This window comes from Neptunomonas antarctica, assembly GCF_001305295.1.
In the GTDB taxonomy this organism is placed as follows: domain Bacteria; phylum Pseudomonadota; class Gammaproteobacteria; order Pseudomonadales; family Balneatricaceae; genus Neptunomonas; species Neptunomonas antarctica.
The window spans coordinates 62401-87623 of sequence record NZ_LJSI01000015.1 but is presented as its reverse complement, the minus strand read 5'-3'; the positions used below and the strand labels follow the sequence as shown (position 1 = coordinate 87623).

Below are 25223 nucleotides of genomic sequence, written 5' to 3'. Positions count from 1 at the left end.
CACCTTAAGCCGGTGTAAGAGTCACCAACATAATATTAATCGTATCAACGTCATATTAAGAGTGAAGCTATTTTATGAGTATAAACAATGTGGTTACAGATGTAGTGACGGACGGAAGAATAGATGTCGTAACAGAAGTCATTATAGAAGTTCCATTTCACGATGTTGATGTAATGCAAGTAGCCTGGCACGGCCATTATGTAAAATATTTCGAAATCGCCCGTTGTGCATTACTGGATAAAATTGATTACAACTATCCACAAATGGAGCAATCCGGCTTTGCATGGCCGGTAATCGACCTGCATATCCGCTATGCACATCCATTACGCTTCCAACAAAAAGTACGTGTGCGTGCAACGCTGGTGGAATGGGAAAATCGGCTCAAAATAAAGTATGTGATCGAAGATGGCGACACGGGCCAACGCCTGACAAAAGGCCATACCGTTCAGGTTGCGGTGAATATCGCCAGTGGTGAAATGCTGTACGCCTCACCGGATATCCTTTTCCACAAGCTGGATATCGAACCGTGAAGCGATTTCTCTTATTGTTACTATTAGCTCCGCTAACCAGCCATGCAGATCTTACGTTTACGCAGCTGGAAGCAATCACTCAGACACCTGAAACATTGAGCGGCCATTTTGTACAAGAGAAATACCTAAGCGCACTTGATGCTTCTTTAGAATCCTCGGGAGAATTTCGTTATTTACGTAACCAGTCGATTCAGTGGATAACACGTGAGCCGATTCAAAATGAACTATTGATGACACCCACCTCCCTGGTTAATACCCAGGGTGCACAGGAAGTCATGCGGCTGGATACCAGCGCAACGCCTGCACTGAAAGTTATCAGTCATCTGTTTTTTTCCGTGCTAACCGCTGAATGGCAGCAACTCTCACGTTATTTCACACTGACCGGCTCGCTTACCCAGACTCTTAATAATACCCGGACAGACACGCCGGAAGGAGGGCAGTGGCATGCCGAGTTGCTACCGATAGACCCTACCATTAAACACGTTGTAAGCAAGGTTGAACTAAACGGTAGCCAACTGCTCCGGGAAATCATTCTGCATGAACCCGGTGGCGACCGTACTCTGATTCGTTTTGACCATCTGACACCATGAAAAAGCCTATCCTATCTCTGCGTGTCGCGGCCTTTAGCTGGTTATTTCTTGTCGTGACTCTGAGCGTACTGGCATTCCGGCAGGGGCCCGTGTTTGACTCCAGTATTATGAACTTGCTGCCGACATCCACGCAGCAACCGTTAGTACAAAATGCCACAGACAAGATGGCCGCGCGTTTCTCTAAGCGCCTGATTGTATTAATGAGCGGTGATGATGAGGCGGCGGTGCGTCAAGGTATCCGTTCACTGGCTAATACCCTTTCAAGCATGCCTGACGTCGCTGAGATCACGTGGAAAGTAGAAAATTCTGAACTATCCCGCTTCCGGCAGGAGTTATTCCCTTATCGTTTTGCTGTACTGGATGCTAGCCAGAAGGAATTATTACAGGCAGACGCATTCACGCAGATTAAAGATAATGCGATAGCGCGTTTATTCAGCCCATTACCCTCGGGTGAAAATAACATCATTGCTGACCCATTCGGCCTCTTTAATTCGTTAGCACTCAACCGCAGTAATAATTTAAAACTACAGGTCTCGGATTCGCTATTAAAAGCGACGCGAACGATCCAGCCCACCTACATGCTAATGATGACACTGGCAGGAGATGCCTTCTCTCCCGCCTTGCAGCGTCGCCTTCTGGGTACATTAGAGAGCGAACAAAAACGTCTCGCACCCTCCGGTATCCACCTAACGATGTCTGGCATGATTCTGCATGCAGCCGCCGGCGCAAAACAGGCCAGCCGGGAGATATCCACTATAGGTTTAGGCTCTTTGCTCGGTATTATCGCCATCATGTTATGGGTCTTCAGACAATTTAAACCCCTGTTACTGATGTTGTTTCCTGTCGCTATCGGCTGTGTAACCGCTGCCGCCGTCACTCAATTAATATTTGGAAAAATCCACCTGATCACCTTTGCCTTTGGTGCCGGCCTCGTCGGCGTTTCTATTGATTATGCGCTGCACTTTCTCTGTGAACGACGTAACACCAAAGCCTCAACGATTTTGCCCAAAATACTGCCGGGGTTATTACTCGGCCTGTTTTCCAGTGTCCTGGCGTACGCCGCGCAGGCTTTTGCGCCTTTTCCGGGTTTACAGCAGATGGCCACGTTTTCAGTGATTGGCTTAATAGCCTCGTGGTTAACTGTCGTATTGTGCTTACCGCTGCTAACACGCAATGACGTTTTACAGCCTCTGCCGATGGCGGTAACGCTGGATAAGCTGCGTAGACGCTTTCCGCGTATTGAAAAAAATCCTGCGCTGATTTCAGGGCTACTGATTGCACTGGTACTTTCAGTCATCACGCTATTAGATAGTCAACATCAGAACCCTGACGATATCCGGCTATTACAAACCTCTCCACCGGCCCTGATTGAACAAGAGAAGAGCGTACAAAAAGCACTAGGCGTGAGCAGCAGCGCGCAGTTCCTGTTAATCACGGCACCTACATTGGAACAATGCCTGCAAACAGAAGAACATTTATCTTCACAACTGGATAACTTAAAGGCCAGCGGGTTATTAGGTCATTATCAGGCGCTGTCAAAAGAACTGCCTTCGTTAACCCGTCAAACAGAAAACATTCACGCTGTTCAACAACTCTACCAAACCCAGTTAGCAGCCTTCTTCAATACTCTGAAGCTAGCAGACAGCCAACGCATTGATGCCATCTCCTCGTTTGAGCAAGAGAGCGCCCGATTCTTAACGCCAGCGCTATGGAAGCAGCTTCACAGCAGTGCCAGCGGACAGGATTTCATTGTGCAGTCACAAGGCCCGGCAGCCACCGTTATACGCTTTAGCGGCACTTTTAAGCCGGAAGTAAAACAACGACTTATCAATTTAGCAGACAGCTTCTCTGGAGCTGAATCAGGTTCAGAAGCAGACGTTTACTATGTAGATCAGGTAGAAAATATTTCTACGTTATTAGGTCATTATCGGTCTCAGGTCATGAACTGGGTGCTGATAGCGTACCTCGGCGTTTTACTGGTGCTGCTTTTACGCTATAAACAGCAAGTTTGGCGCATTGTTTTACCGCCGTTACTGGCCTCAATTTTCACCTTGGCTATACTGATGCACTTTGAGCAGGGTATAAACCTGTTCCATTTGATGGCATTGATTCTGGTCTTAGGTATTGGCCTTGATATGGGTATATTCCTGAGTGAAACCCATGACGCCGCTCATACCTGGTTAGCTGTCTCTCTTTCAACACTAACAAGCCTGCTGGCATTCGGTTTGCTGGCACTGAGTAAGACACCGGTTCTGCATCATTTTGGAACAACCGTACTTATCGGCCTGACTTGCGTTTGGCTGCTCGCGCCCATGATGCGCAAACAAAACTCCGGAGATGTACAAATATGATGAGTCCGCAAGGATGCTTTGATGTCGTGGTTATTGGTGCGGGCCCTTCGGGATCGGTTGCCGCGTCGCTACTCAACCAAAAAGGTTATCGCGTACTGGTTCTGGAAAAGCAGCATTTCCCGCGTTTTTCAATCGGAGAGAGCCTGTTACCGCAAAGCATGGCGTTTCTGGAGCAGGCGGGTATGCTAGAGGCTGTCGAAGCGGGCGGTTTTCAGTTTAAGAATGGTGCGGCTTTTACACGAGGCAGTGAATACAGTTTTTTTGATTTCAGGGAAAAATTTTCGCAAGGCTGGGGTACGACTTTTCAGGTTCAACGCGACCGCTTCGACAAAATTCTTGCCGATGAAGCAGAAAAGCAGGGCGTCACCATTCAGTACGGCCAAACCGTTACCGCTTTCGAACCAACAAGCCTGACTGTACAGACAGAAACCGGTGAGAGTTATCAGATTAGCGCTCGTTTTGTTCTCGATGCCAGCGGCTTTGGCCGTGTCTTGCCGCGTCTGTTAGATATGGAGCTGCCATCTTGTCTGGAATCCCGAACCTCTATCTTTACACATATTCAGGACAATATTACAGACAGCCGTTTTGATCGTAATAAAATCTTGATTGCCGTCCATCCGGTACACAACGATATCTGGTTTTGGTTAATACCCTTCAATAATGGACGGGCATCAGTGGGGGTTGTTACTCCTCATGGATTTTTAGCGAAGACCGGCGGAGATGAAGCAACGCAGTTACGTAGATTGATTTCAGAAAGCGGCATGCTCGCTACCGTGCTGGAAAATGCCGTTTACGATACCCGCATAGGTAAAATAGAAGGCTACTCATGCGATGTCACTTCATTGTATGGTGAAGGTTTCGCATTACTGGGCAATGCCGGCGAATTTCTTGACCCGGTCTTCTCTTCCGGTGTCACTATTGCGTTAAAGTCAGCGTCACTGGCAGCAGATACCGTTGACCGACAACTCTCCGGCCAGCAGCCCGATTGGAATCAGGAGTTTGCGATCCCCTTAAAGCAAGGCATTGATACTTTTAGAGAATTTGTTGAAGGCTGGTATGACGGACGCCTGCAAGATGTTATTTTTGCCAGCGAAAAAAGTGATAAAATAAAACGCATGGTCAGCTCAGTATTGGCAGGTTATGCCTGGGATGCTAAAAACCCGTATGTTAAAGACACCTCAAGACTCACTACATTGGCAGAACTATGCCGTCTATCATAAAAACTTTCATGGGATTACTACTGCTCTCTTTGTGGGGATGTAGTGGCCAGTCGCTCTTATCAACGGCGGTTTCCCCTGTCTCTCCAGAGACTTATCCAGCAGCAGTCTCGGCAGATAGCTACCTACTGCTACCGCCAGCAGACATGCCTGCTACCATGCTGCTGAAACAGCGTGTGACCCTTAGTATTAAAGGCCAGCAGCGACAATTTCTGGTTATCAGTAAATTTTCTACAGAGCGCATTGTGCTGGTGGCGCTATTACCGACAGGGCAAAAGCTATTCACGCTGGACTATGATGGCATAGAGTTAAAACAGGAAAGTTTATCGCCCGTCGAGATTCCAACCAGGGATATTCTCGCCATCATGCAGTTTGCTTTGTGGCCAGAGATCTCAGTGAGACAATATTATGCCCGAAGCACTGGCTGGATAACCCTATTCTCCGACAACCAGAGAGAACTGCGACGTGCGTCAGGATCACTACTGAAAATCAGTTATCATCCGCAGGGGCTGTCTGTGGATAACTTTCAGCATGGCTATCAGGTAGAGATATCTACGCTGGAGAAAGTTGATTTATGACATCCTCAACATGCTATCTCAACGCATTAGGCATGCTGTGCGCCGCGGGTGATTGTGCGACATCAATCGCAAAGAATTTATCAACACAACAAAATTTTATGACCATCACCGATGCCTACAGCAACGGCACTGCACTGCCATTGGGTTTATACCATGGCGAACTGCCTCAGATAACGTTACCCGACAATAAATGGCAGAGCCGTAATAATCAGTTTGCATTGGCAGCACTCAACCAAATTAAACCCGAAGTGACACAAGCAATAGCACAGTACGGCGCAGATCGGGTTGGCGTGATCATAGGAACCAGTACCTCAGGGATTGCGGAAAGCGAAACGGCCATCCGGCAGTGGGCGCAAACAGGCAATGTTCCGGCATATTATGATTATGGATTGCAGGAGATGGGGGCTACCGCACAATTTATTGGCACCCTATTAGGTGTGCGGGGGCCTACCTATAGCATTTCAACCGCCTGCTCATCAGGCGCCAAAGCCTTAGCATCCGCCAGACGATTAATCCGCGCAGGCATCTGTGATGCTGTCATTGCGGGTGGCGTTGACACCTTATGTAAATTGACCGTGCAGGGGTTTTCCTCACTGGAAGCGGTCAGCGAGACGCGCTGTAATCCATTCAGCAAACATCGTGAAGGCATTAATATTGGTGAGGGCGCTGCGCTCTTCTTGGTGACAAACAAGCCAACCGGTGCTGAGCTTAGCGGTGTCGGTGAAGGTTCAGATGCGCATCACATATCAGCACCCGATCCAACCGGTGCGGGCGCGATACGCTGTATGAGCGCCGCTTTGCAAGATGCCGGCATTGACGCTGACGCCGTGGGTTATGTGAATTTACACGGCACAGCGACCGTCTTAAATGACACCATGGAATCCATTGCAATGCATCAGGTATTTGGCTCAGATACGCCGTGTAGTTCCACAAAACCATTTACCGGCCATACATTAGGGGCGGCTGGAGCTATCGAGGCGGGCATCTGCTGGCTACTGCTACAAGAAGCCTTGCCACTCTCTATCGCGAAAATGACCTCAAACATGACAACACCGACACTTCCGGTGCACGTGTGGGATCAGGAACAAGACGAAACACTACCAACACTAAATCTGGTGACACCGGATTTTGTGACGAAAAGCACAACGCGGGCTGCACCCTTACATTATGCGCTCAGTAACTCCTTTGCCTTTGGCGGCAATAACATCTCTTTAATACTGGGACGGATAAAATGACCACAGCGTTTACAGTTGCAGAACTGGTACCTCATTCCGGGAAAATGAGCTTACTCGACAACATTATCGCCTATGGAGAAGATTGGTTACAGGCGCAAGTATTTATTACTGCCGATTCCATGTTCGCCGAACCCCAGGGTGTTCCTGCGTGGATTGGTCTGGAATATATGGCGCAGACCATTGGTGCCTTTTCTGGTCTGCAGGAAAGACTGAGTGACCAGCCACCTAAACTGGGTTTTTTGGTAGGGACGCGGAAATATTTATGCTCCGCCGCCTACTTCCCACTAGGTCAGACGCTCACCATAAAAGTACAACGTGAGCTGCAGGCAGACAACGGCCTCGGAGTATTTTCATGCTCGCTGGAAAGTCAGGATATCAGCGCTACAGCCCGCCTTAATGTGTTCCAACCCGAAGATGGTAAGCAATTTTTAAAGGATGCTATGTTATGAAAGGCACTGTTTTGATAACAGGTTCCAACCGGGGGATAGGAAAAGGCATTGCATTACGCCTCGCCGCTGATGGCTACAATATAGTGCTCCACTGCCGTAATAACCGGGAACAAGCGGATGAGGTAGCTGAGCAGATTCAGGACCTGGGCCGTAATGTACGCGTATTACAGTTTGATATATCTGACAGAGAGCAAAGCAGGGAGGTTATCGAAGCCGATATGGAATACCATGGCGCCTATTATGGTGTCGTCTGTAATGCCGGAGTGGCAAGAGATAATGCCTTTCCTGCAATGCCAGGTGAAGAGTGGGATCTGGTGTTGAGAACCAACCTGGATGGCTTCTATAACGTCCTGCATCCCATTATCATGCCCATGATCCGACGCCGGAAACCAAGCCGTATAGTGACGCTCTCATCTGTCTCCGGTGAAATGGGCAATCGTGGCCAGGTTAATTACAGCGCCGCCAAAGCCGGTATTATTGGAGCGACTAAAGCATTGGCAGTTGAGTTGGCGAAACGTAAAATCACCGTGAACTGCGTGGCACCCGGCTTAATCGATACCGAAATGACACAAGATATATCGATGGAAGAAGCGCTTAAAATGGTGCCTATGCAGCGCGTTGGCAAAGTAGACGAAGTAGCAGGGACGGTGAGCTTTTTAATGTCCGAAGATGCCGCTTATATTACACGGCAAGTAATTTCAGTGAATGGCGGGATGTATTAATGAGGCGTGTAGTTGTAACTGGCATGGCGGGGTTTTCACCCATAGGAAATGATTGGAAAACCATCCAAAGCCGTCTTAACACGATGCAAACGGGTATCCGACGCATGGATAACTGGGATGTCTATACGGATCTCAACACACGTCTTGGCGCACCCGTTGCTGACTTTGTGATGCCCGAGCACTATAAACGCAAACAACTGCGTAGCATGGGAAGAGTCGCTCAGTTTGCCGTACGCAGTACCGAACGTGCACTCGATGACGCCGGCATGCTAGGTTCAGAAGAGCTCGGCAGTGGTAACGTGGGGGTCTCTTATGGCTCCTCTGCAGGTGACACTGCAGCGTTTGCAGAGTTTGGCAACATGCTACTCAACAACGTAGCGGACGGCTTAAACGCCAACTCTTATATCAAAATGATGGCGCATACAGCGCCCATAAATATTGGCGTTTATTTTGGCTTGCAAGGACGGGTGATAACGACCTCAAGCGCCTGCACATCGGGTAGCCAGGGGATTGGCTATGCCTATGAAGCCATTAAATTCGGTCTGCAGGATATGATGGTCGCCGGTGGCAGCGAAGGCTTGTGTCCTACCGAAGCAGCCGTCTTTGATACCCTGTATGCGACCAGTGTACGCAATGATGAAGCACATCTGACACCGCGTCCTTTTGACCGCGATCGTGATGGTCTGGTTATCGGAGAAGGCGGCGGCACACTGATATTAGAAGAGTTGCAGCACGCCTTAGCACGTGGCGCACGCATTCATGCAGAACTGGTAGGGTTTGGCACCAACTCCGATGGCAGCCATGTAACCCGGCCTTCCTCAAAGACCATGGAAAAAGCCATTCGCCTGTCACTACAGGATGCACAGCTAACAGCTGCGTCCATTGGCTACATAAGTGCCCATGGAACAGCAACAGCGCGGGGTGATGTTGCTGAAAGTCAGGCAACGGCAGCGGTTTTCGGTAATCAGACACCCATCAGTGCATTCAAAAGTTTTACCGGCCACACTTTAGGTGCCTGCGGCGCATTGGAAGCGTGGACAGCCATAGAGATGATGAATAACGATTGGTTCCATGCCACCGCTAATCTTGAAAATGTTGATCCTAACTGCGGCGATCTTGATCACATCATGCATGAAGGCAGGGCGATAGAAACCGATTACGTGATGACGAATAACTTTGCATTTGGCGGGGTCAATACATCACTTATTTTTAAGCGTTGGTCATAATTACTTGGGCTGGTCTTTGGGTAAAAGTTATCCACAAATTCAACGCTCAAACTAACTTTAAATATAAAGAGGTGTAAGCCTGCTCCTTATGGGCATTGTTACATCGCCTTTATATTTTGTACGATAGCTCTCTTCTTAATATCCGGCAGAAAACTGGCATTGATACTGTTAATAGCCAGCTGTCTCGCCTGAACATCCGTCATACCCAGCGATTGATACAGAGCCATATAATTTTCGCTGACATAGCCACCAAAATAGGCGGGGTCGTCAGAGTTAACCGTCACCATAACACCGCGCTCCAGCATCTTAAGAATCGTATGTTCTTGCATATCGGAAAATACTTTCAGGCGGGTATTTGATAACGGACACACGGTCAGTGGAATCTGCTCATCAATCAACCGTTGCATCAGCTCGACATCTTCATAAGCACGAATCCCATGATCAATCCGATCCACTTTTAACATATCTAATGCGGCCCACACATACGCTGGCGGACCTTCTTCTCCCGCATGAGCAACCGCTTTGAAGCCTTCGGCACGGGCTTTGGCAAACACCCGCTGAAACTTTTCAGGCGGGTTTCCTTGCTCAGAACTGTCTAACCCAACAGCAATAAACTGATCGCGATAAGGCATAGCCGCTTCTAAAGTTTTAAATGCATCATCTTCTGACAGATGACGTAAAAAGGAAAGTATCAGGTAGCTACTGATGCCCAGTTCAACTTCACCCTGCTTTAATGCGGCACTGATACCGTTAATAACGACATCAAACGGGATACCCCTAGCCGTGTGGGTTTGCGGGTCAAAGCACGGTTCAGTATGCACCACGCCCTGTGCTTTACAGCGCAACAGATACGCCCAGGTCAGGTCATAAAAATCCTGCTCGGTCTGCAGCACCGCCGCACCCTGATAATAGAGATTAAGAAAATCCTGGAGATTAGCGAACTGATAGGCCGCTTTGAGCGCGACTACGTCTTTGTAGGGGAGAGAGATATCGTTACGGTACGCCAGCCGAAACATCAGCTCTGGCTCAAGACTGCCCTCCAGATGAAGATGCAGTTCTGCTTTGGGAAGCTGATTCAAAAAATCTAACGTACACATAATAGTTTTATCCTCAGCTGATCTCTTGACGGTAGGCATAGGTCTCTTTAAAACGAGAAAGCAGATAGTTGCCCGCGCTGATAGCAGGGTACTTCGGCGGATTTTCCGGCGTTGAACAGCCTTCCAGACAATAAATATCTGTATCAAAGTTGGGTTCCACAAAGAAAGGCGATGAATATCGTTCTTTGCCTGCAGGATTAATTACACGATGAGGTGTTGAACAGTAACGATCATTACTCCAACGTGCCATCAGATCGCCAATATTAACGACAAAACTGCCCTCGATTGGCGGTGCATCAATCCATTCCCCCGCACGGTTTTTGACTTGTAATCCGCCGCTATCATCCTGATAAAGCAACGTGATACAACCATAATCAGTATGTGCTCCAGCGCCTAACTGATCATCAGAACACTTTTTTTCAAAGGGAGGATAATGGATAAATCTAAGAACACTTATCGGATGCGTAAAACGGCTGTCAAAATAATCAGGTTCAATACCCAACGCAACCGATATCCCTTTGAGAATCGTTTTTCCTAACCCAAGCATTAACTGGTAATGCTCCTCCATCTCCTCAGCAAAACCATCAATATCCGGGTATTGATTTGGGCCGTGTAAAGGTGTACCCGCTAACACTTCGGGACTGGCAAGATCAAGGTTGCGCGCCATATCGAAGGTTTCTTTAAAGTCTCCAGGGCGCTCAGGATCAAGCTGTTCAGTTGCTATCGCTCCATAGCCACGATGATGCTGCGTTGCTGTAATATCAATTTTCAGTTTTTCTTCACTCGGCAGAGCAAAAAAGTGTTTCGCCAAAGCGGTTACTTTTTCCATCTGCTGAGCCGATATTGTATGACCGGTGACATAGAAAAAACCACTTTGCTGGCAAGCGTCATCAATCTGTTGAGCAACAGCACTCCAGTGTTCTCGTTTATTACTGTATAGGGGAGAGATATCGATAAGCGGAATATAGGGTGTCATAACACACGTCCTCTGTTAGAAAAAAGGTCAAATCAAGGGTCTGGGCTAATGACTCAGACCCAGTGTGTTATTTGAAAAGGGGCCGCACCACAGCCCCTGGTGTACTGATGTTATTACTTAGGAATGTTGCCTTGAACGCCTTCGATGTACCAGTTCATACCTGCCAATTCATCATGTGAAAGTATTTCGCCTTCTGCGACTTTCAATTCACCTGCCTGATTTTTGATAGGGCCGGCAAACGGATGAATAGTACCCGCTTTAATTCCATCAACAATAGATTGCGCTTCAGTGGCTACTTCGTCAGGGATATTTGTGAAAGCCGGGATAACGATCTCATCTTCAGCCATACCACCCCAGTGGTCTTCAGATTTCCAGGTACCATCCATCACTTGCTGAACACGTTTGATATAGAAGGGAGTCCAGTTATCCACAACCGACAGTATGTGCGCTTTTTCACCAAAGCTAGACATATCAGAAGCCTGACCTACAGCAAATATACCGCGACGATCGGCTGCTTGCATCGCTGCAGGGCTATCCGTGTGTTGTAAAATAACGTCAACGCCCTGATCCATCATTGCATTAGCCGCATCGGCTTCTTTACCCGGATCAAACCAACTGTTAACCCAGATAATTTTCAGCTCAGCTTCGGGGTTATATTTGTTCAACGCCATTTGAGCTGAGTTAATGTCGCGGATAACTTCCGGAATAGGAAAAGAGGCAATATAACCAATTTTGTTAGTTTTAGTCACTTTAGCTGCCACGAAGCCAGCTACATAACGGCCTTCATAGGTTGTGGATATATAAGTACCAACATTTTTAGCTAACTTATAACCCGTCGCATGCTCAAATGTCACTTTCGGAAATTGCTTAGCAACTTTAAGTGTAGGGTTCATAAAGCCGAAGGATGTGGTAAAAATCAGATTATGACCGGTTTTAGCCAAGGTTCGAATAACGCGCTCAGCATCGGCACCTTCTGGTACGTTTTCAACATAGGTGGTTTTAACTTTATCACCGAAGTATTTTTCAACCGCGAGACGCCCTTGGTCATGCTGATAGCTCCAGCCATGATCGCCAATCGGGCCGACATAAACAAAGCCAACTTTGAAAGGTTCAGCCGCTTGTACAGATAAAGTAGCAACGAGTCCTAAACTGGCAACAAGGCCTGTCAGAAGCTTCCTCAATACGGGTTTTTTCATCTTGAAATCCTCATTTATAACGGTTTAAAAATCTGAAGCAGATTATTATATTTAGCTGTTCTTTTTTAAAAAGTAATGCATAAAACGATCCAAAAGAGCCTTTACGGTTTTCTGTCAGCCAACGGCGTCGAAAAAGTATATTCCATATCCCACGGAAAACGGATCCAGGTATCCTGGCTGACTTCCATCACATAAGTATCCACTAGCGGCAGACCCGCAGGTTTAGCATATAAGGTAACAAAGTGTGCTTTGGGGAGCATTTCCCGTACACATTTAGCCGTTTTACCGGTATCAACCAGATCATCTACCAGTATAAAACCTTCACCATCTCCTTCTACGCTTTTTAATATATTAAGCTGTCCTTGCTGCATAGCCGCATCACCGTCATCCGATGCACCATAACTGGTCACACAGACCGTATCGATGAGGCGAATATCAAGTTCACGCGCCAAAATTGCCGCCGGTACCAAACCACCTCGCGTAATAGCAATAATGCCTTTCCAGGGACCTAACTCCAACAAACGCCATGATAAAGCACGGGAGTTACGGTGTAGCTCCTCCCAGGTAACCGGAAAATCTTTACTGTAAGGCGATTGTGACATTGGCAGCTCCTCTCAAAATAAACCTGATACACCATCCATTAGGATGAATAGCAGGAAATCATAACCCAGTAGTCAGATTTTTGCAGCTACGGATAAGGCTGATCAGTCTCCACTATGAACAGCCTGCCAGCAATGATCCCCCCCCGCGAGTATCGCGTGTCGGGGGGGGGCAGTATGGCCAGTGAATTTATTAACAGGCATTCTCGTCAGGATCCTACGTGAAACGGCTTGCCCAGCGACATGGGCGCAAACATTTTACTGCGGCTCTGGTTGCGCGACATCATAACCAGGACCAGCACGGTCGCCACATAAGGCAACATGGCCAGTAAGTTGGGCGATACTGAAAAGCCCAACCCCTGGGCAACCAGATGCAGGATACTGGCTAAACCAAATAAGTAGGCTCCCAATAACACTCGCTCTGTACGCCAGCTGGCAAACACCACCAGTGCCAATGCGATCCAGCCACGGCCTGCCGACATATTTTCTGCCCACATGGGTGTGTAGGCTAATGATAAATAGCCTCCGGCTAACCCTGCCATGGCACCACCAAAGGCAACCGCCAGATAACGCGTACGCATTACAGGCAAACCTATAGCATTGGCGGCATGCGGATTTTCACCCACCGCCTTAACGATCAGGCCTGTGCGGCTGGAACGGAAGAACCAATAGAGCGCGGTAAACAGGCCAAACGACAGATAGACAATCGCATCCTGCGCAAACAACATTTTGCCTATTACAGGAATATCGCTGAGCAGTGGAATAACAATGACATCCAACCCCTGTATCGGCTGACCAACAAAATCAGCGCCAATAAAAGCTGAAAGTCCCGTGCCAAAAATAGTCAACGCCAGCCCGGTGGCGACCTGATTAGCATTCAGTCCAAGTGTTATCATGGCAAACAATTGGGACATAATGACGCCTGCCGCCATCGCCATCAGAAAACCAAAAAACAGGCTGCCGGTCAGCAATGTCACGATAAATCCCGCTACGGCACCCATCAGTATCATGCCTTCCTGACCCAGATTAAGAACGCCACTTTTTTCACAGACCATTTCGCCCAACGCTATAATTAACAGCGGTGTACCGGTCCGGATCATGGCATAGAGAATATTGGTAATTAGATCCATATCCATTATTTTTACTCCGCGCTGCTTGCCGCTGCTTTTGTGCCCAACCAGGGAAATTTAATTTTATAACCAATCAGAACATCGCAAGCCAGCAGATAAAACAGCAGCATGCCCTGAAACAATCCGGTTATCGCCAATGGCATATTCAACATAATCTGCGCCATTTCACCGCCCATATAGATTAGCGCCATTAACAGGCTGGCAAATAAAATACCGATCGGATGCAAACGTCCTAAAAAAGCCACGATAATGGCGGCATAGCCATATCCCGGAGATATCTGCGGCACTAACTGTCCTAAAGGCCCCGCGACTTCTCCTGCACCTGCCAAACCAGCTAAGGCACCACTGATTAACATAGTGATCCACACCAGTTTTTTATCTTTAAAACCGGCAAAGCGTGCCGCGCTGGCATCTAAACCCAGCACTTTTATTTGAAAACCAATAAAGCTGCGGCTTAACAGTACCCAAACCACCACGACCGCGAACAGCGCAAATAATATTCCGGCATGTACACGCGTACCTTCAACCAGTATCGGTAATAACGCGGCGTCGCCAAACATGGCTGATTCAGGAAAGTTATAGCCGTGCGGGTCTTTTAAGGGGCCGTGTACTGAATAGATCAAAAAATTCAGGGCTATATAGTTAAGCATGATAGTGGTTAGTATTTCATTGGCATTGAAATGCGTTTTCAGCCATGCAGCTAATAATGCCCACAATCCACCGCCGAGCATGCCCACCAACATCACCATAGGTAACACCCAGACACCTTCTATATCTATAATATTGACGGCCAGTGCACTGGCGGCTAATCCGCCCATGAGTAATTGTCCCTCGGCACCAATATTCCAGACCTGAGCTTTAAAAACCACGGCCAGACCAATAGCACAGAGCAAGATAGGGGCGGTTTTCACACATAACTCAGTCAAACCATAAACATCGGAGATCGGCGTATACAGCATCGTTTTCAGGGCATATAAAGGATCATTACCCTGTAGATAAAAGAATATACCGCCCGTTATCAGGGTTAAAATACCCGCGAGTAGCGGCGACAGATAAGCCATCGCTTTGGAATGCTCGCCGCGTGGTTCCAGCTTAAACAACATGCGGAGCTCCTATATCAGTCTGCGCGCTAGTCGCGTCTGTTTTATTTTCTGTTTCAAACATGCCCGCCATCCACTGGCCTACCTCTTCTAATGAGGTGTCATTGGTTGCTTTAATAGGGGATAGTGCGCCATCACAAAGTGCGCAAAGACGATCTGATATCTGAAATAACTCATCTATATCTTCTGAAACAATCAATATCGCCGCACCTTTATCACGTAGCTCAATCAGGGCCTGATGAATCGCGGTTGCCGCACCAATATCGACGCCCCAGGTAGGATGCGCGGCGACCAGTAATTGGGGATTTTGCAGAATTTCACGGCCAATAATAAACTTTTGAAGATTACCGCCCGACAGACTTTTTGCATGAGTGCCACTGTGCGGTGTTTTTACCCGATACTGCTGGATAATTTTTTGTGCGAAGTTCTCGGTGGCTTGATGATCAATCATCCCTTTTTTAACTAAGCCGGTTAAAAAGCCGGTCAGCAAGGCATTATCTTTCAGGCTCATATCAGGTACCGCACCCCGTCCCAAGCGCTCTTCGGGTACAAAAGCGAGACCTTTACGGCGTCTTTTTTCGGGACACAAATGACCGACGGGGCCACAAGGGAAGTGAATCGCATCATGGTTTTTAATCGTATATTCACCGCTAAGCGCGGCCAGAAGCTCCTCCTGACCATTCCCCGCGACACCTGCAATACCGACTATTTCCCCTGCATGCACATCCAAATTGATATGTTTAAGGTCGACACCGAAAGGATCTTCGCTGATGCGGCTCAAACCACGCACCTGTAAAAAAACATCCTCTCCTATTACCTTTTCATAATCCATGCTGATAGGCATATCTTCGCCAACCATCATACGCGCCATACCGGAGGGATCTTCTTCTGCGGGGATGCAAGCACCCGACACACGGCCTCCGCGTAATACGGTCGCACGATGGCACAACGCTTTAACTTCATTCAACTTGTGACTAATGAACAGAATACTACAGCCTTCTTCTGCAAGGCGACGTAGTGTAATAAAGAGTGTATTAACTTCCTGCGGCGTCAATACGGATGTCGGCTCATCCAGAATCAACAATCGAATATCCTGTACCAAACAACGTACAATCTCGACGCGCTGCCTTTCGCCCACCGATAAACTATGCACATAACGTTCGGGATTCAGTGCCATACCGTAACGAGCGGATACGGTACGGATTTTTTCGGCCAGCGCTTTCATATCAGAAGCGTCATCCCCCAATGCCAGCGCAATGTTCTCGGTAACCGTCAGGGTTTCAAACAATGAGAAATGCTGAAATACCATACCAATACCGAGTTTTCTGGCGTGGGCGGGATCCTTAATACGAATGGGCTCACCTTCCCATATCATCTCGCCACTATCCGGCTTAACAATCCCATATATGGTCTTCATCAGGGTGCTTTTACCCGCGCCGTTTTCGCCCAACAGCGCATGTATTTCACCCACACAGATATCCAGATCGACGCTATCATTAGCGAGGCAGCCGGGATATTGCTTAGTGATACCCTTCATCACCAGCCGCTTTGGACGATCAGGTTTGAAATTTGTTGCAGGAGTATTCATCTGTGTCCTCATTAGCTAATTCAACCTACTCTTCCGTCTCTGGATTCATTAGTTATACATTAACTTTTTTGCGGTTTCTGATGCGACGTAAAAAGGCCCAGCCAAAAAATTCAAATAGTAATATTTTTTTCACATACTGGCTGAATTTATGCGGAACCTGACCAATAAGACAAGTTTTTGGATAACTTAGATACAAATTTTATCTCATGAAATCATCTAAAACTCTGCTTACACAATTAAATTTTATTAAAAAACAACAAATTAGGAATCAATTATACTGAAAATATTAATGATAGTGTTGCTCCGGAATTATGCATTTAAACATGTTAGTGATCTACCAAGGAGCACCAGATATGCATCTTTAGCTAAATGATTGGATTTGTTTATAACGGCCGCTTGTTTATCTCGTCACTGTTATTGACTGGATTGGAGCTTCCCTCTATGAATAAGACACTAATAACCGGAGTCAAGAGAGCACAACTAGCGGTCTGGTTATCAACCATTAGGGTGCTCCCAGGATTAAAGTCAGAAAAAAGCGTCTAACTACCAACAGAGACCTTCCCAGACGATATCTCGGTATTATCAGTCATGCTTAACACGGCTACTTTATCCGGTAACAACACACTCATAACAACGGCAAATAAGCCGCCTGTTGTGATCGCTGAACCAAATATATTCTGTACAACCTTAGGTAGCTCACCCAAAACCGCCGGATTCATCGCTACGCCCAGCCCTGTTCCAAAAGAAACGGCCATTATCAGTAATTTACGACGATCAAGCTCTTCTGTCGCCAGCAACTTAACGCCGGCTGCTGCCACTGTGCCAAACATAATAAGAGTCGCTCCACCGAGTACGGGTTTTGGCATCTGCTGAAGTATCGCACCTATAATTGGAAACAGGCCGAGAATGATCAGAATTGCGCCTATAAAATACCCCACATAGCGACTAGCTACGCCTGTCAGTTGAATGACACCGTTATTTTGGCTGAAGGTTGTATTCGGAAAAGTATTAAAAATGGCCGCAAGTAACGAGTTTACTCCATCACCTAACACACCCCCTTTGATCCTCTTCATGTAGCTAGCACCAACAATCGGCTGTTTAGAGACGACACAATTGGCCGTTATATCACCGGCCGTTTCGATAGCGGTAATCAGATAGATAAATGCAATGGGAATAAAAGCGGTCCAATCAAACGAAAAGCCATATTTAAAGGGAATCGGCACACTGATAAGTGAGACTGAACTAAAATCGGGGAAGGATATTTTACCCATGAAAGCAGCCACTAAAAAACCAACAATTAAGCCTAATACAATTGACGAAAGTCGTATCAAAGGGTGAGATGACAAGTTAAAAGTAATGATAGAGACAAGCACTATGCCCCCTAGCGCAAGATTTTCCAGACTTCCGAAATCAGGTGCTTTAAAGCCACCCGCCAGATCAGTTATGCCTACTTTTATCAGACTAATACCGATAATAGTAATGACGATACCTGTCACCAGAGGTGTAATCACGCGTTTGAGCTTACTCAGTATCTGGCTCAAAAATATCTCAACGAAAGCGCCTAAAAAACAGACACCAAAAATCAATGACAGTATCTCGTCAGGGCCTCCTCCCTGACCTTTAGCAATAAAACCAGCGGCTAATATCGATCCCAGGAAAGCAAAGCTGGTTCCCTGGACACATACCATCCCTGCGCCAATACCAAAAGGCCGACGTGCCTGAATTAACGTACCAACCCCTGAGACTATTAATGCCATGCTAATCAAATAGGGGATATGCTCGCCTAATCCAAGCACACCACCAATAATCAATGTCGGGGTAATGATTCCAACAAAGCTCGCCAACACATGTTGGATAGCCGCAAAACTGGCTTGCATTGCGGGTGGGCGAGCTTCTAAAGAATAAATCAATTCTGAGTTCTTAGTATTCGTGGTCATTCTCGGTCTCCTTTAGAAGTGGTATTTCACCAATAGCGCTGGATTACGTTCATCTAATGCAGCAACGCCAAACTTATTGCTCCAATAGGCGTATTCCATACCCACGTAAAGACGTGATTTAAGACCTAATGATTTACCCAGATCGTATTTGAGCTGTGAAGTGAAATTCATCTCAGAAGCTTTTCCTGAGCCAGCACTGGTCCAATCCAAAAAGCCGTCATAAAGAAATTCAGCACTACCCAGAGAAAATGGGTAACCCCAGGTCAGCGTTAACTGCTCATCATTAACGCCAGAATCATTGTTCGCTTTATAAATATTAACATTCGCATATTTAAAGCCAGGAATATCCAGCGAAACACCCAGACCATAAAGGTAATTATTAAAGCCGTTACCTGCAGAACCACCTTCCATTGTTGTCGCTATATAAATGTCCTTCACAGGACCAAAGGACAAATCGTTTCCGGTGACTGCACCGATACCCAGGCGAGGAGACAACTCATAATAAGTCTCATTTGAGCCATCAGATGAACGCAGTCGATCCATAAAGAAGTAAGTATCCCCCCAACTCTGGCCACTGGCGTGTTCTACGGTTAACACCTGACGATGATCATCACCGGCCTGATAGTTTTTACCATTCAGGTAACTCAGGCTAAAGTCCTGCCAGTACAATTCAGCCTGTGCTCCACTGCTAAGAGCCAGACCAGAAAGTAACGCAAGCACTGCATTATATTTTTTCATACGGACACCTTTCTAAATTAAATAAATTTAGAAAGGAAATGCAAAAAGCTGACCAAAAGATCAGCTTTTTTAGAAAAAATATAAAAAGTCATTTTAAATCAATGATTTAAATTGAAAATAATTAATTATAAAACTTACTTAAATTACATTTACTGAAGTTTTTGAATAAAATCGCATCAGTTTTGTGCAACGCACCATGAGAAGACTATATTTATGCAGAGTCTTTTTTAAAAAGAGGACGAACAAAAGCAACACCGCCGAGCTGGCGCATCTGGCGGGTGATCCAACTCACCCTCTGCGAAATATAAGCAGTGGGCAGACCCACATTAAAGCGTTTAGGGTTGGGAAGAACAGCCGCCAATCGTGCGGCCTGGGATTGTGTCAGTTGACGGGCGCTAATACCAAAAAAATGACGGCTAGCCGCTTCTACACCATAAATACCCTCACCAAACTCTGCAATATTGAGGTAAATCTCCATAATTCGTCGCTTTGGTAAAAAGCATTCCATAGACAAGGTAAGCCCAGCTTCTACTACCTTACGTATAAAATGGTGCCCATTCCAAAGAAATAGGTTTTTGACCGTTTGTTGAGAAATAGTACTGGCTCCGCGGAGCGAATCACCTTTACGATAATCCTTTATCACCGCCACAATAGCATCAATATCAAGCCCCCAATGCTGAAGAAAAGTCTGATCTTCACTGGCGATCACAGCTAATGGCATCCACGGAGAGATGTTTTCTAAATCAACCCATGATTGTTGAACAGAGCGCCCGGGATGCTGCCATTGATCCACAATGATAAAGGCGGACGTGGGAGGATCAATAAAACGTAATGACCCGACTATTGCTAAAATCAACACACACAACCCCACTATACCAATACAAAACCGGTACCAAAATCGTTGTAATATTGATCTTTTAGCCACGCCGTTATCTCCACATATCTGATTTAAAACGTAAAGACACCACTCTTTTATACGTCCGTCCTGCTTCTTTTATTCACTATTCCTTGTTAAAAAGGATGTCTGGTCATATAGGATCTGACTAAACAGGTGCTATTTAATAAGAAGAAAATAACAGTTCTTCGCTAAGCAGGCGATAGAACGCAGGGAGAAGTTATGCATCCGTGTGAATTTCAGGCTGATTACATTATTGTCGGAGCCGGATCGGCAGGCTGCGTTTTAGCAAACCGGCTATCAGCCGATCCAAACAACCGAGTCCTGTTACTGGAAGCAGGTGGAGAGGATACCTACCCCTGGATCCATATTCCAATCGGTTACATCTATACCATGAATAATCCAAAAACCGATTGGTGTTTTAAAACTCAGGCAGATGCCGGATTAAACGGTCGTGCGCTGAACTATCCCCGTGGCAAAGTGCTCGGCGGCAGCTCGTCGATTAATGGCATGATCTATATGCGAGGCCAGAAGCAAGATTATGATCACTGGGCATCATTAGGCAATAAAGGCTGGAGTTGGGACGAAGTACTACCTTACTTTAAAAAATCAGAGGACCACTATTCAGGCGCCTCCGATATGCATGGCAGTGGTGGTGAATGGCGGGTAGAAGAGCAACGTCTTTCCTGGGAAGTGCTTGATGGTTTCCGGCAAGCAGCAGCAGAAACCGGTATTCCTTCCATTGACGACTTTAATACCGGTGATAATGAAGGCTTCAGTTATTTTCAGGTCAATCAGAAAAAAGGCCGACGCTGGTCATCCGCGCGCGGCTTCCTTGATCCCATTAAACATCGCCCCAATCTGACAATTATTACCAAAGCGCATGTTGATCGTCTCCATATCGTCAATAAAACGGTGATAGGTATCGCCTTTGATATCAATGGTATGCCGAGCTACGCTGGCGTTAATAAAGAGATATTGTTATGCGCAGGTAGCGTTATATCGCCGGTTATCCTGCAGCGTTCAGGGATTGGTAATACGGATCTCTTAAAACAACATAAAATCGACGTAGTCCATGACCTGCCAGGCGTAGGGGAAAATCTACAGGATCATCTACAGGTAAGAGCCGTATTTAAAGTCAAAAATACTCTCACCCTCAACGAACAGGCAAACAGCCTATTTGGTAAGATGAAAATGGTATTTGATTATGCTTTTTTCAGGCGTGGACCTTTCTCTATGGCCCCCAGCCAACTAGGTGGCTTTGCTAAAAGTAGCGCTGAATACGAAACAGCGAATCTGGAATACCACATTCAACCCCTCAGTTGCGAAAAACTGGGTGATCCACTGCATACCTTTCCCGCTATCACAGCCTCCGTCTGCAACCTGAGACCCAAAAGCCGGGGGCATATAAGACTACGTTCAAAAGATCCTTATGCAGCTCCCATCATCACACCTAATTATCTGAGCCATAAGGAAGATAAACAGGTGGCCGCCGATGCGCTAAAACTGACTCGCCGCATCTGCCAGGCAAACGCCTTTAAAAAGTACCAACCTGAAGAATTTAAACCCGGTTTAGCCATCAATTCAGATGAAGATTTGATCAAAGCTGCCGGTGATATAGCGACCACCATCTTCCATCCTGTCGGCACCTGCAAAATGGGTTCTGATCAAATGTCGGTGGTAGATTACCAGCTAAAAGTCTACGGAATAGAGCGTCTTCGGGTCGTCGATGCGTCAATTATGCCAACGATTACGTCCGGAAATACCAATTCACCCACAATTATGATCGCAGAAAAGGCTGCGGAGATGATTTTACAAAATTAATTCAAATTTTTTTCTTCAGATCAGCCTTCATATTTTATGTGCAAGGCTGATTTTTCTCCTCTTAAAGTCTAGTTACACACATTTCCGTCCACAAAAGTTATCTACATGTCTATTTATATACAAAAATAACTCTTTGTTATTAAAGGATTAATATTGCTTGTGAAGGACTTATCCACTGTTAGTAAATATAAATCCAAAGAAAATATAGCTTGTGTGTATAAATAAAAATTAAAAGTTACTAACACTTTCCACAGCCTTATCCACAGATATGGAGCGGAGTTATGCAAAGGCAAGTCACTTTTTTTTATCTTGTTGATAAGGTTTGTTTAAGGCAGGGGGTAAACATGGGGTAAGGTTGTGGGTAATTGTTCCTGTGCATAACTACCTGTTTTATCCACACCTTATATACCCACAGGACAGAGGTATCTGACAGTTAAAAAGCCTCTTTATCAATGTTATATCTTATTGTTTTAATTGAATAAAATAGACTTGAAAACAGAAAATTGCTTCCTTAATAGTAGTAGTAACAACAATCTTATATATATATTCATATATTCTTTTCTCTTTATTTATTAAAAAATAATCAAAAAATGGTTGAACAATAAGTTGGTTAATTTTTAAGCATTCCATCCATCGTTTTAGGCTGTATAATGCGGCCCCTGTCCAATCTGTTTTACGACAAACAGATCAGTAAATCGCTTTATATCGAGGTAAATTCATTGGATTATCCAGACCATTTTGATGTCATTGTTATCGGAGGAGGTCATGCCGGAACAGAAGCGGCATTAGCTTCTGCACGTATGGGTGCCAAAACATTGTTGCTCACACATAACATCGAGACATTGGGTCAGATGTCATGTAATCCAGCGATTGGTGGTATCGGAAAGAGCCATCTGGTTAAAGAAATTGATGCACTTGGCGGTGCAATGGCACGGGCTACCGATAAAGCCGGTATACAATTCAGGGTTCTGAATGCCCGTAAAGGTCCGGCAGTGCGAGCAACCCGTGCTCAAGCGGATAGAATTCTTTACAAAGCAGCGGTTCGCTCAATTCTTGAAAATCAGCCTAATCTGCTGATTTTTCAGCAGGGCGCTGATGATTTGATTGTTGAACAGGATGAAGTGAAAGGGGTCGTTACCCAGACAGGTATACGCTTCTTAGCAAAATCAGTAGTACTGACAGCAGGCACTTTTCTGGGTGGGCTGATCCATATAGGGCTGGAAAACTTTTCAGGAGGTCGTGCCGGAGACCCTCCTTCCATCGCTCTGGCAAAACGCTTACGCGAACTGCCGTTTCGGGTCGATCGTCTGAAAACAGGCACACCGCCGCGCATAGACGCCCGCAGCGTCGATTTCTCTATCATGCAGGAACAACCTGGCGATACACCCACTCCGGTTATGTCGTTTATGGGCTCGGTGAAAGAGCATCCGAAACAAATCAGTTGCTATATTACTCATACCAATGAGCGAACCCATGATATCCTGCGCGCCGGATTAGATCGCTCACCTATGTACACCGGAGTGATTGAAGGGGTAGGGCCACGATATTGCCCCTCCATCGAAGATAAAATAATGCGTTTCGCCGATAAAAATCAGCATCAGATTTTTGTCGAACCCGAAGGACTGACAACCAACGAGCTTTATCCGAACGGCATTTCTACCAGTCTGCCATTTGATATTCAGTTAGCCGCTGTTCGTTCTATCATCGGTTTTGAAAACGCTCATATTCTGCGTCCTGGTTATGCGATTGAGTATGATTACTTCAATCCTCAGGATTTGAAACACACACTGGAAACAAAACATATAAATGGCCTCTATTTTGCTGGCCAGATTAATGGCACGACCGGTTACGAAGAAGCTGCAGCTCAGGGATTATTAGCCGGTATTAATGCCGGAGCCAGGGCTCTTGATAAAGAGCAATGGTACCCACGTCGTGACGAAGCCTATATTGGCGTGTTAGTAGATGATTTAATCACCATGGGTACTTCTGAACCTTACCGTATGTTTACCAGTAGAGCTGAATATCGCCTGATTCTCAGAGAAGATAATGCGGATTTGCGTTTAACCGAAAAAGGTCGGGAATTAGGGCTGGTAAGTGACGAACGATGGGCTGCTTTTTGTAAAAAACGTGAAGCGATCACGCAGGAAAAACAGCGTCTTAGCAGCACCTGGATACAGCCTGGAACTGATGCTGAAGAAAAACTGAAGGACAAGCTCTCATCGCCGATGACACATGAGTATAATCTGGCCGATCTACTGCGACGTCCTGAACTTACCTATGCTGATGTTGCGGGTTTGAAAGGTGAAGCGGTCAGCGACCTTCTGGTAGCCGAGCAGGTAGAAATACAGTTCAAGTATGCGGGTTATATTAATCGCCAGAAAGATGATATAGAGCGTGTACGGCAGCAGGAAAATACCCTTTTACCTGCCGATTTTGATTACGATATTATTAGTGGGCTATCGAACGAATTAAAAAGTAAATTACAACAGCAGTTACCTGCTTCCATAGCTCAGGCTTCCCGTATTCAGGGAATGACACCCGCCGCTATTTCATTGCTGCTGGTACACCTGAAAAAACAACAGATGATCAAAAAGCAACAAAAGGCTACCGGTTAATGGATTTGACACAACTGCGTGCTTTACTGGTACAACAATCGGAAAAGATGGGGCTTTCCCTATCGGATTCGCAGGTAGATAAGCTAATCGCTTACCTACAGCTACTGGTAAAATGGAACAAAGCTTATAACCTGACCGCCGTAAAGAAGCCTGCTGAGATGCTTTCCAGGCATTTACTCGATAGTCTCAGTTTATTGCCGTATGTTAAAGGTCCAAGAATTATTGATGTGGGTAGCGGACCAGGATTACCCGGAATTCCTCTGGCTATTTGCCGTCCGGATCTGGAGGTTACTACATTAGACAGTAATGGTAAGAAAACCCGTTTCCAGAATCAGGCTAAAATAGAATTAGGCTTAAGCAATCTGACGGTGATTAACGGCCGCGCAGAGCAGTGCCAGGATGAACCCTTTGATGAAGTAATATCGCGCGCCTTTGCTTCTATGGCTGATATGCTTAAATGGACGCAACAATTATGCCGCCAAGACGGCGTGTTTCTGGCGATGAAAGGCTTGTATCCAAACGAAGAGTTAACGCAGCTACCAGCAGGTTTTGTACTTAAAAGCGGTCACACTCTTAATGTGCCGGGTACGCAAGGAGCAAGGCATTTAATGATTCTTGGGAGAGAATAAC

At 46.2% G+C, this 25223-nt stretch carries 22 protein-coding genes; 12 read left to right on the top strand and 10 right to left on the bottom strand.

The annotated features are described in order from the left end of the window. The first annotated feature begins 74 nt into the window (after window positions 1–74). The 9 genes from Nant_RS00720 to Nant_RS00680 are packed head-to-tail and all read left to right on the top strand — an operon-like array spanning window position 75 to window position 8898. Window positions 75–530: an acyl-CoA thioesterase gene (locus Nant_RS00720; RefSeq protein WP_054339724.1), complete on the top strand. Its 456-nt coding sequence runs from the start codon at window positions 75–77 to the stop codon at window positions 528–530. Further along, entirely contained in the window at window positions 527–1120 is a 594-nt protein-coding gene (locus Nant_RS00715; RefSeq protein WP_054339723.1) for an outer membrane lipoprotein carrier protein LolA, read from the top strand. Before Nant_RS00720 ends, Nant_RS00715 begins: the two co-directional genes overlap by 4 nt. Next, complete coding sequence (locus Nant_RS00710) at window positions 1117–3471, top strand: MMPL family transporter (RefSeq protein ID WP_054339722.1); 2355 nt, start codon at window positions 1117–1119, stop codon at window positions 3469–3471. The genes Nant_RS00715 and Nant_RS00710 overlap by 4 nt, the downstream gene beginning before the upstream one ends. Next, window positions 3468–4691 carry an NAD(P)/FAD-dependent oxidoreductase gene (locus Nant_RS00705; RefSeq protein ID WP_054339721.1) on the top strand — a complete coding sequence of 408 codons (1224 nt, stop codon included), beginning with the start codon at window positions 3468–3470 and terminating at the stop codon, window positions 4689–4691. The genes Nant_RS00710 and Nant_RS00705 overlap by 4 nt, the downstream gene beginning before the upstream one ends. Further along, window positions 4676–5266, top strand: a complete 591-nt coding sequence (locus tag Nant_RS00700; RefSeq protein ID WP_076495874.1) for a DUF3261 domain-containing protein — start codon at window positions 4676–4678, stop codon at window positions 5264–5266. Before Nant_RS00705 ends, Nant_RS00700 begins: the two co-directional genes overlap by 16 nt. Continuing rightward, window positions 5263–6501, top strand: a complete 1239-nt coding sequence (locus Nant_RS00695) for a beta-ketoacyl-[acyl-carrier-protein] synthase family protein (protein WP_054339719.1) — start codon at window positions 5263–5265, stop codon at window positions 6499–6501. Before Nant_RS00700 ends, Nant_RS00695 begins: the two co-directional genes overlap by 4 nt. Further along, window positions 6498–6950, top strand: a complete 453-nt coding sequence (locus Nant_RS00690) for a hotdog family protein (RefSeq protein WP_054339718.1) — start codon at window positions 6498–6500, stop codon at window positions 6948–6950. The genes Nant_RS00695 and Nant_RS00690 overlap by 4 nt, the downstream gene beginning before the upstream one ends. Continuing rightward, the gene (locus Nant_RS00685; protein ID WP_054339717.1) at window positions 6947–7672 is read left to right on the top strand and encodes a 3-ketoacyl-ACP reductase FabG2; all 726 of its coding nucleotides are present in this window, start codon (window positions 6947–6949) and stop codon (window positions 7670–7672) included. Before Nant_RS00690 ends, Nant_RS00685 begins: the two co-directional genes overlap by 4 nt. Then, window positions 7672–8898, top strand: a complete 1227-nt coding sequence (locus Nant_RS00680) for a beta-ketoacyl-ACP synthase (protein WP_054339716.1) — start codon at window positions 7672–7674, stop codon at window positions 8896–8898. The genes Nant_RS00685 and Nant_RS00680 overlap by 1 nt, the downstream gene beginning before the upstream one ends. Before the next feature lie 98 nt (window positions 8899–8996). Here the strand turns inward: Nant_RS00680 and Nant_RS00675 are convergent, their stop codons facing one another. The 10 genes from Nant_RS00675 to mtgA all read right to left on the bottom strand — a co-directional run bounded on the left by Nant_RS00675 (window position 8997) and on the right by mtgA (window position 20184). After that, window positions 8997–9995 carry an adenosine deaminase gene (locus Nant_RS00675; protein ID WP_054339830.1) on the bottom strand — a complete coding sequence of 333 codons (999 nt, stop codon included), beginning with the start codon at window positions 9993–9995 and terminating at the stop codon, window positions 8997–8999. A gap of 13 nt (window positions 9996–10008) precedes the next feature. Next, entirely contained in the window at window positions 10009–10971 is a 963-nt protein-coding gene (locus Nant_RS00670; protein ID WP_054339715.1) for an isopenicillin N synthase family dioxygenase, read from the bottom strand. Window positions 10972–11084: 113 nt separating this feature from the next. Beyond that, window positions 11085–12167, bottom strand: a complete 1083-nt coding sequence (locus Nant_RS00665) for a BMP family ABC transporter substrate-binding protein (RefSeq protein ID WP_054339714.1) — start codon at window positions 12165–12167, stop codon at window positions 11085–11087. 101 nt (window positions 12168–12268) lie between these two features. Further along, entirely contained in the window at window positions 12269–12769 is a 501-nt protein-coding gene (gene gpt / locus Nant_RS00660) for a xanthine phosphoribosyltransferase (protein ID WP_054339713.1), read from the bottom strand. Between the two features lie 206 nt (window positions 12770–12975). Further along, window positions 12976–13902, bottom strand: a complete 927-nt coding sequence (locus Nant_RS00655) for an ABC transporter permease (RefSeq protein WP_054339712.1) — start codon at window positions 13900–13902, stop codon at window positions 12976–12978. Between the two features lie 5 nt (window positions 13903–13907). Then, window positions 13908–14999, bottom strand: a complete 1092-nt coding sequence (locus tag Nant_RS00650) for an ABC transporter permease (RefSeq protein WP_054339711.1) — start codon at window positions 14997–14999, stop codon at window positions 13908–13910. Then, the gene (locus Nant_RS00645; protein ID WP_054339710.1) at window positions 14989–16584 is read right to left on the bottom strand and encodes an ABC transporter ATP-binding protein; all 1596 of its coding nucleotides are present in this window, start codon (window positions 16582–16584) and stop codon (window positions 14989–14991) included. The genes Nant_RS00650 and Nant_RS00645 overlap by 11 nt, the downstream gene beginning before the upstream one ends. A 539-nt stretch (window positions 16585–17123) precedes the next feature. After that, window positions 17124–18521 carry a uracil-xanthine permease family protein gene (locus Nant_RS00640; RefSeq protein ID WP_054339709.1) on the bottom strand — a complete coding sequence of 466 codons (1398 nt, stop codon included), beginning with the start codon at window positions 18519–18521 and terminating at the stop codon, window positions 17124–17126. Between the two features lie 12 nt (window positions 18522–18533). Continuing rightward, window positions 18534–19259: a DUF5020 family protein gene (locus Nant_RS00635; protein WP_054339708.1), complete on the bottom strand. Its 726-nt coding sequence runs from the start codon at window positions 19257–19259 to the stop codon at window positions 18534–18536. 211 nt (window positions 19260–19470) lie between these two features. After that, a complete protein-coding gene (gene mtgA, locus Nant_RS00630; protein WP_054339707.1) occupies window positions 19471–20184 on the bottom strand; it encodes a monofunctional biosynthetic peptidoglycan transglycosylase in 714 nt (237 codons plus the stop codon). A gap of 192 nt (window positions 20185–20376) precedes the next feature. Here mtgA and Nant_RS00625 point away from each other — a divergent pair, with 192 nt between their 5' ends. From Nant_RS00625 to rsmG, 3 genes are all read left to right on the top strand, one after another. Next, window positions 20377–21978: a GMC family oxidoreductase gene (locus Nant_RS00625; protein ID WP_054339706.1), complete on the top strand. Its 1602-nt coding sequence runs from the start codon at window positions 20377–20379 to the stop codon at window positions 21976–21978. A 719-nt stretch (window positions 21979–22697) separates the two neighbouring features. Further along, complete coding sequence (gene mnmG, locus Nant_RS00620; RefSeq protein ID WP_054339829.1) at window positions 22698–24593, top strand: tRNA uridine-5-carboxymethylaminomethyl(34) synthesis enzyme MnmG; 1896 nt, start codon at window positions 22698–22700, stop codon at window positions 24591–24593. After that, the gene (gene rsmG, locus Nant_RS00615; protein WP_054339705.1) at window positions 24593–25222 is read left to right on the top strand and encodes a 16S rRNA (guanine(527)-N(7))-methyltransferase RsmG; all 630 of its coding nucleotides are present in this window, start codon (window positions 24593–24595) and stop codon (window positions 25220–25222) included. Before mnmG ends, rsmG begins: the two co-directional genes overlap by 1 nt. Window position 25223 lies beyond the last annotated feature (1 nt).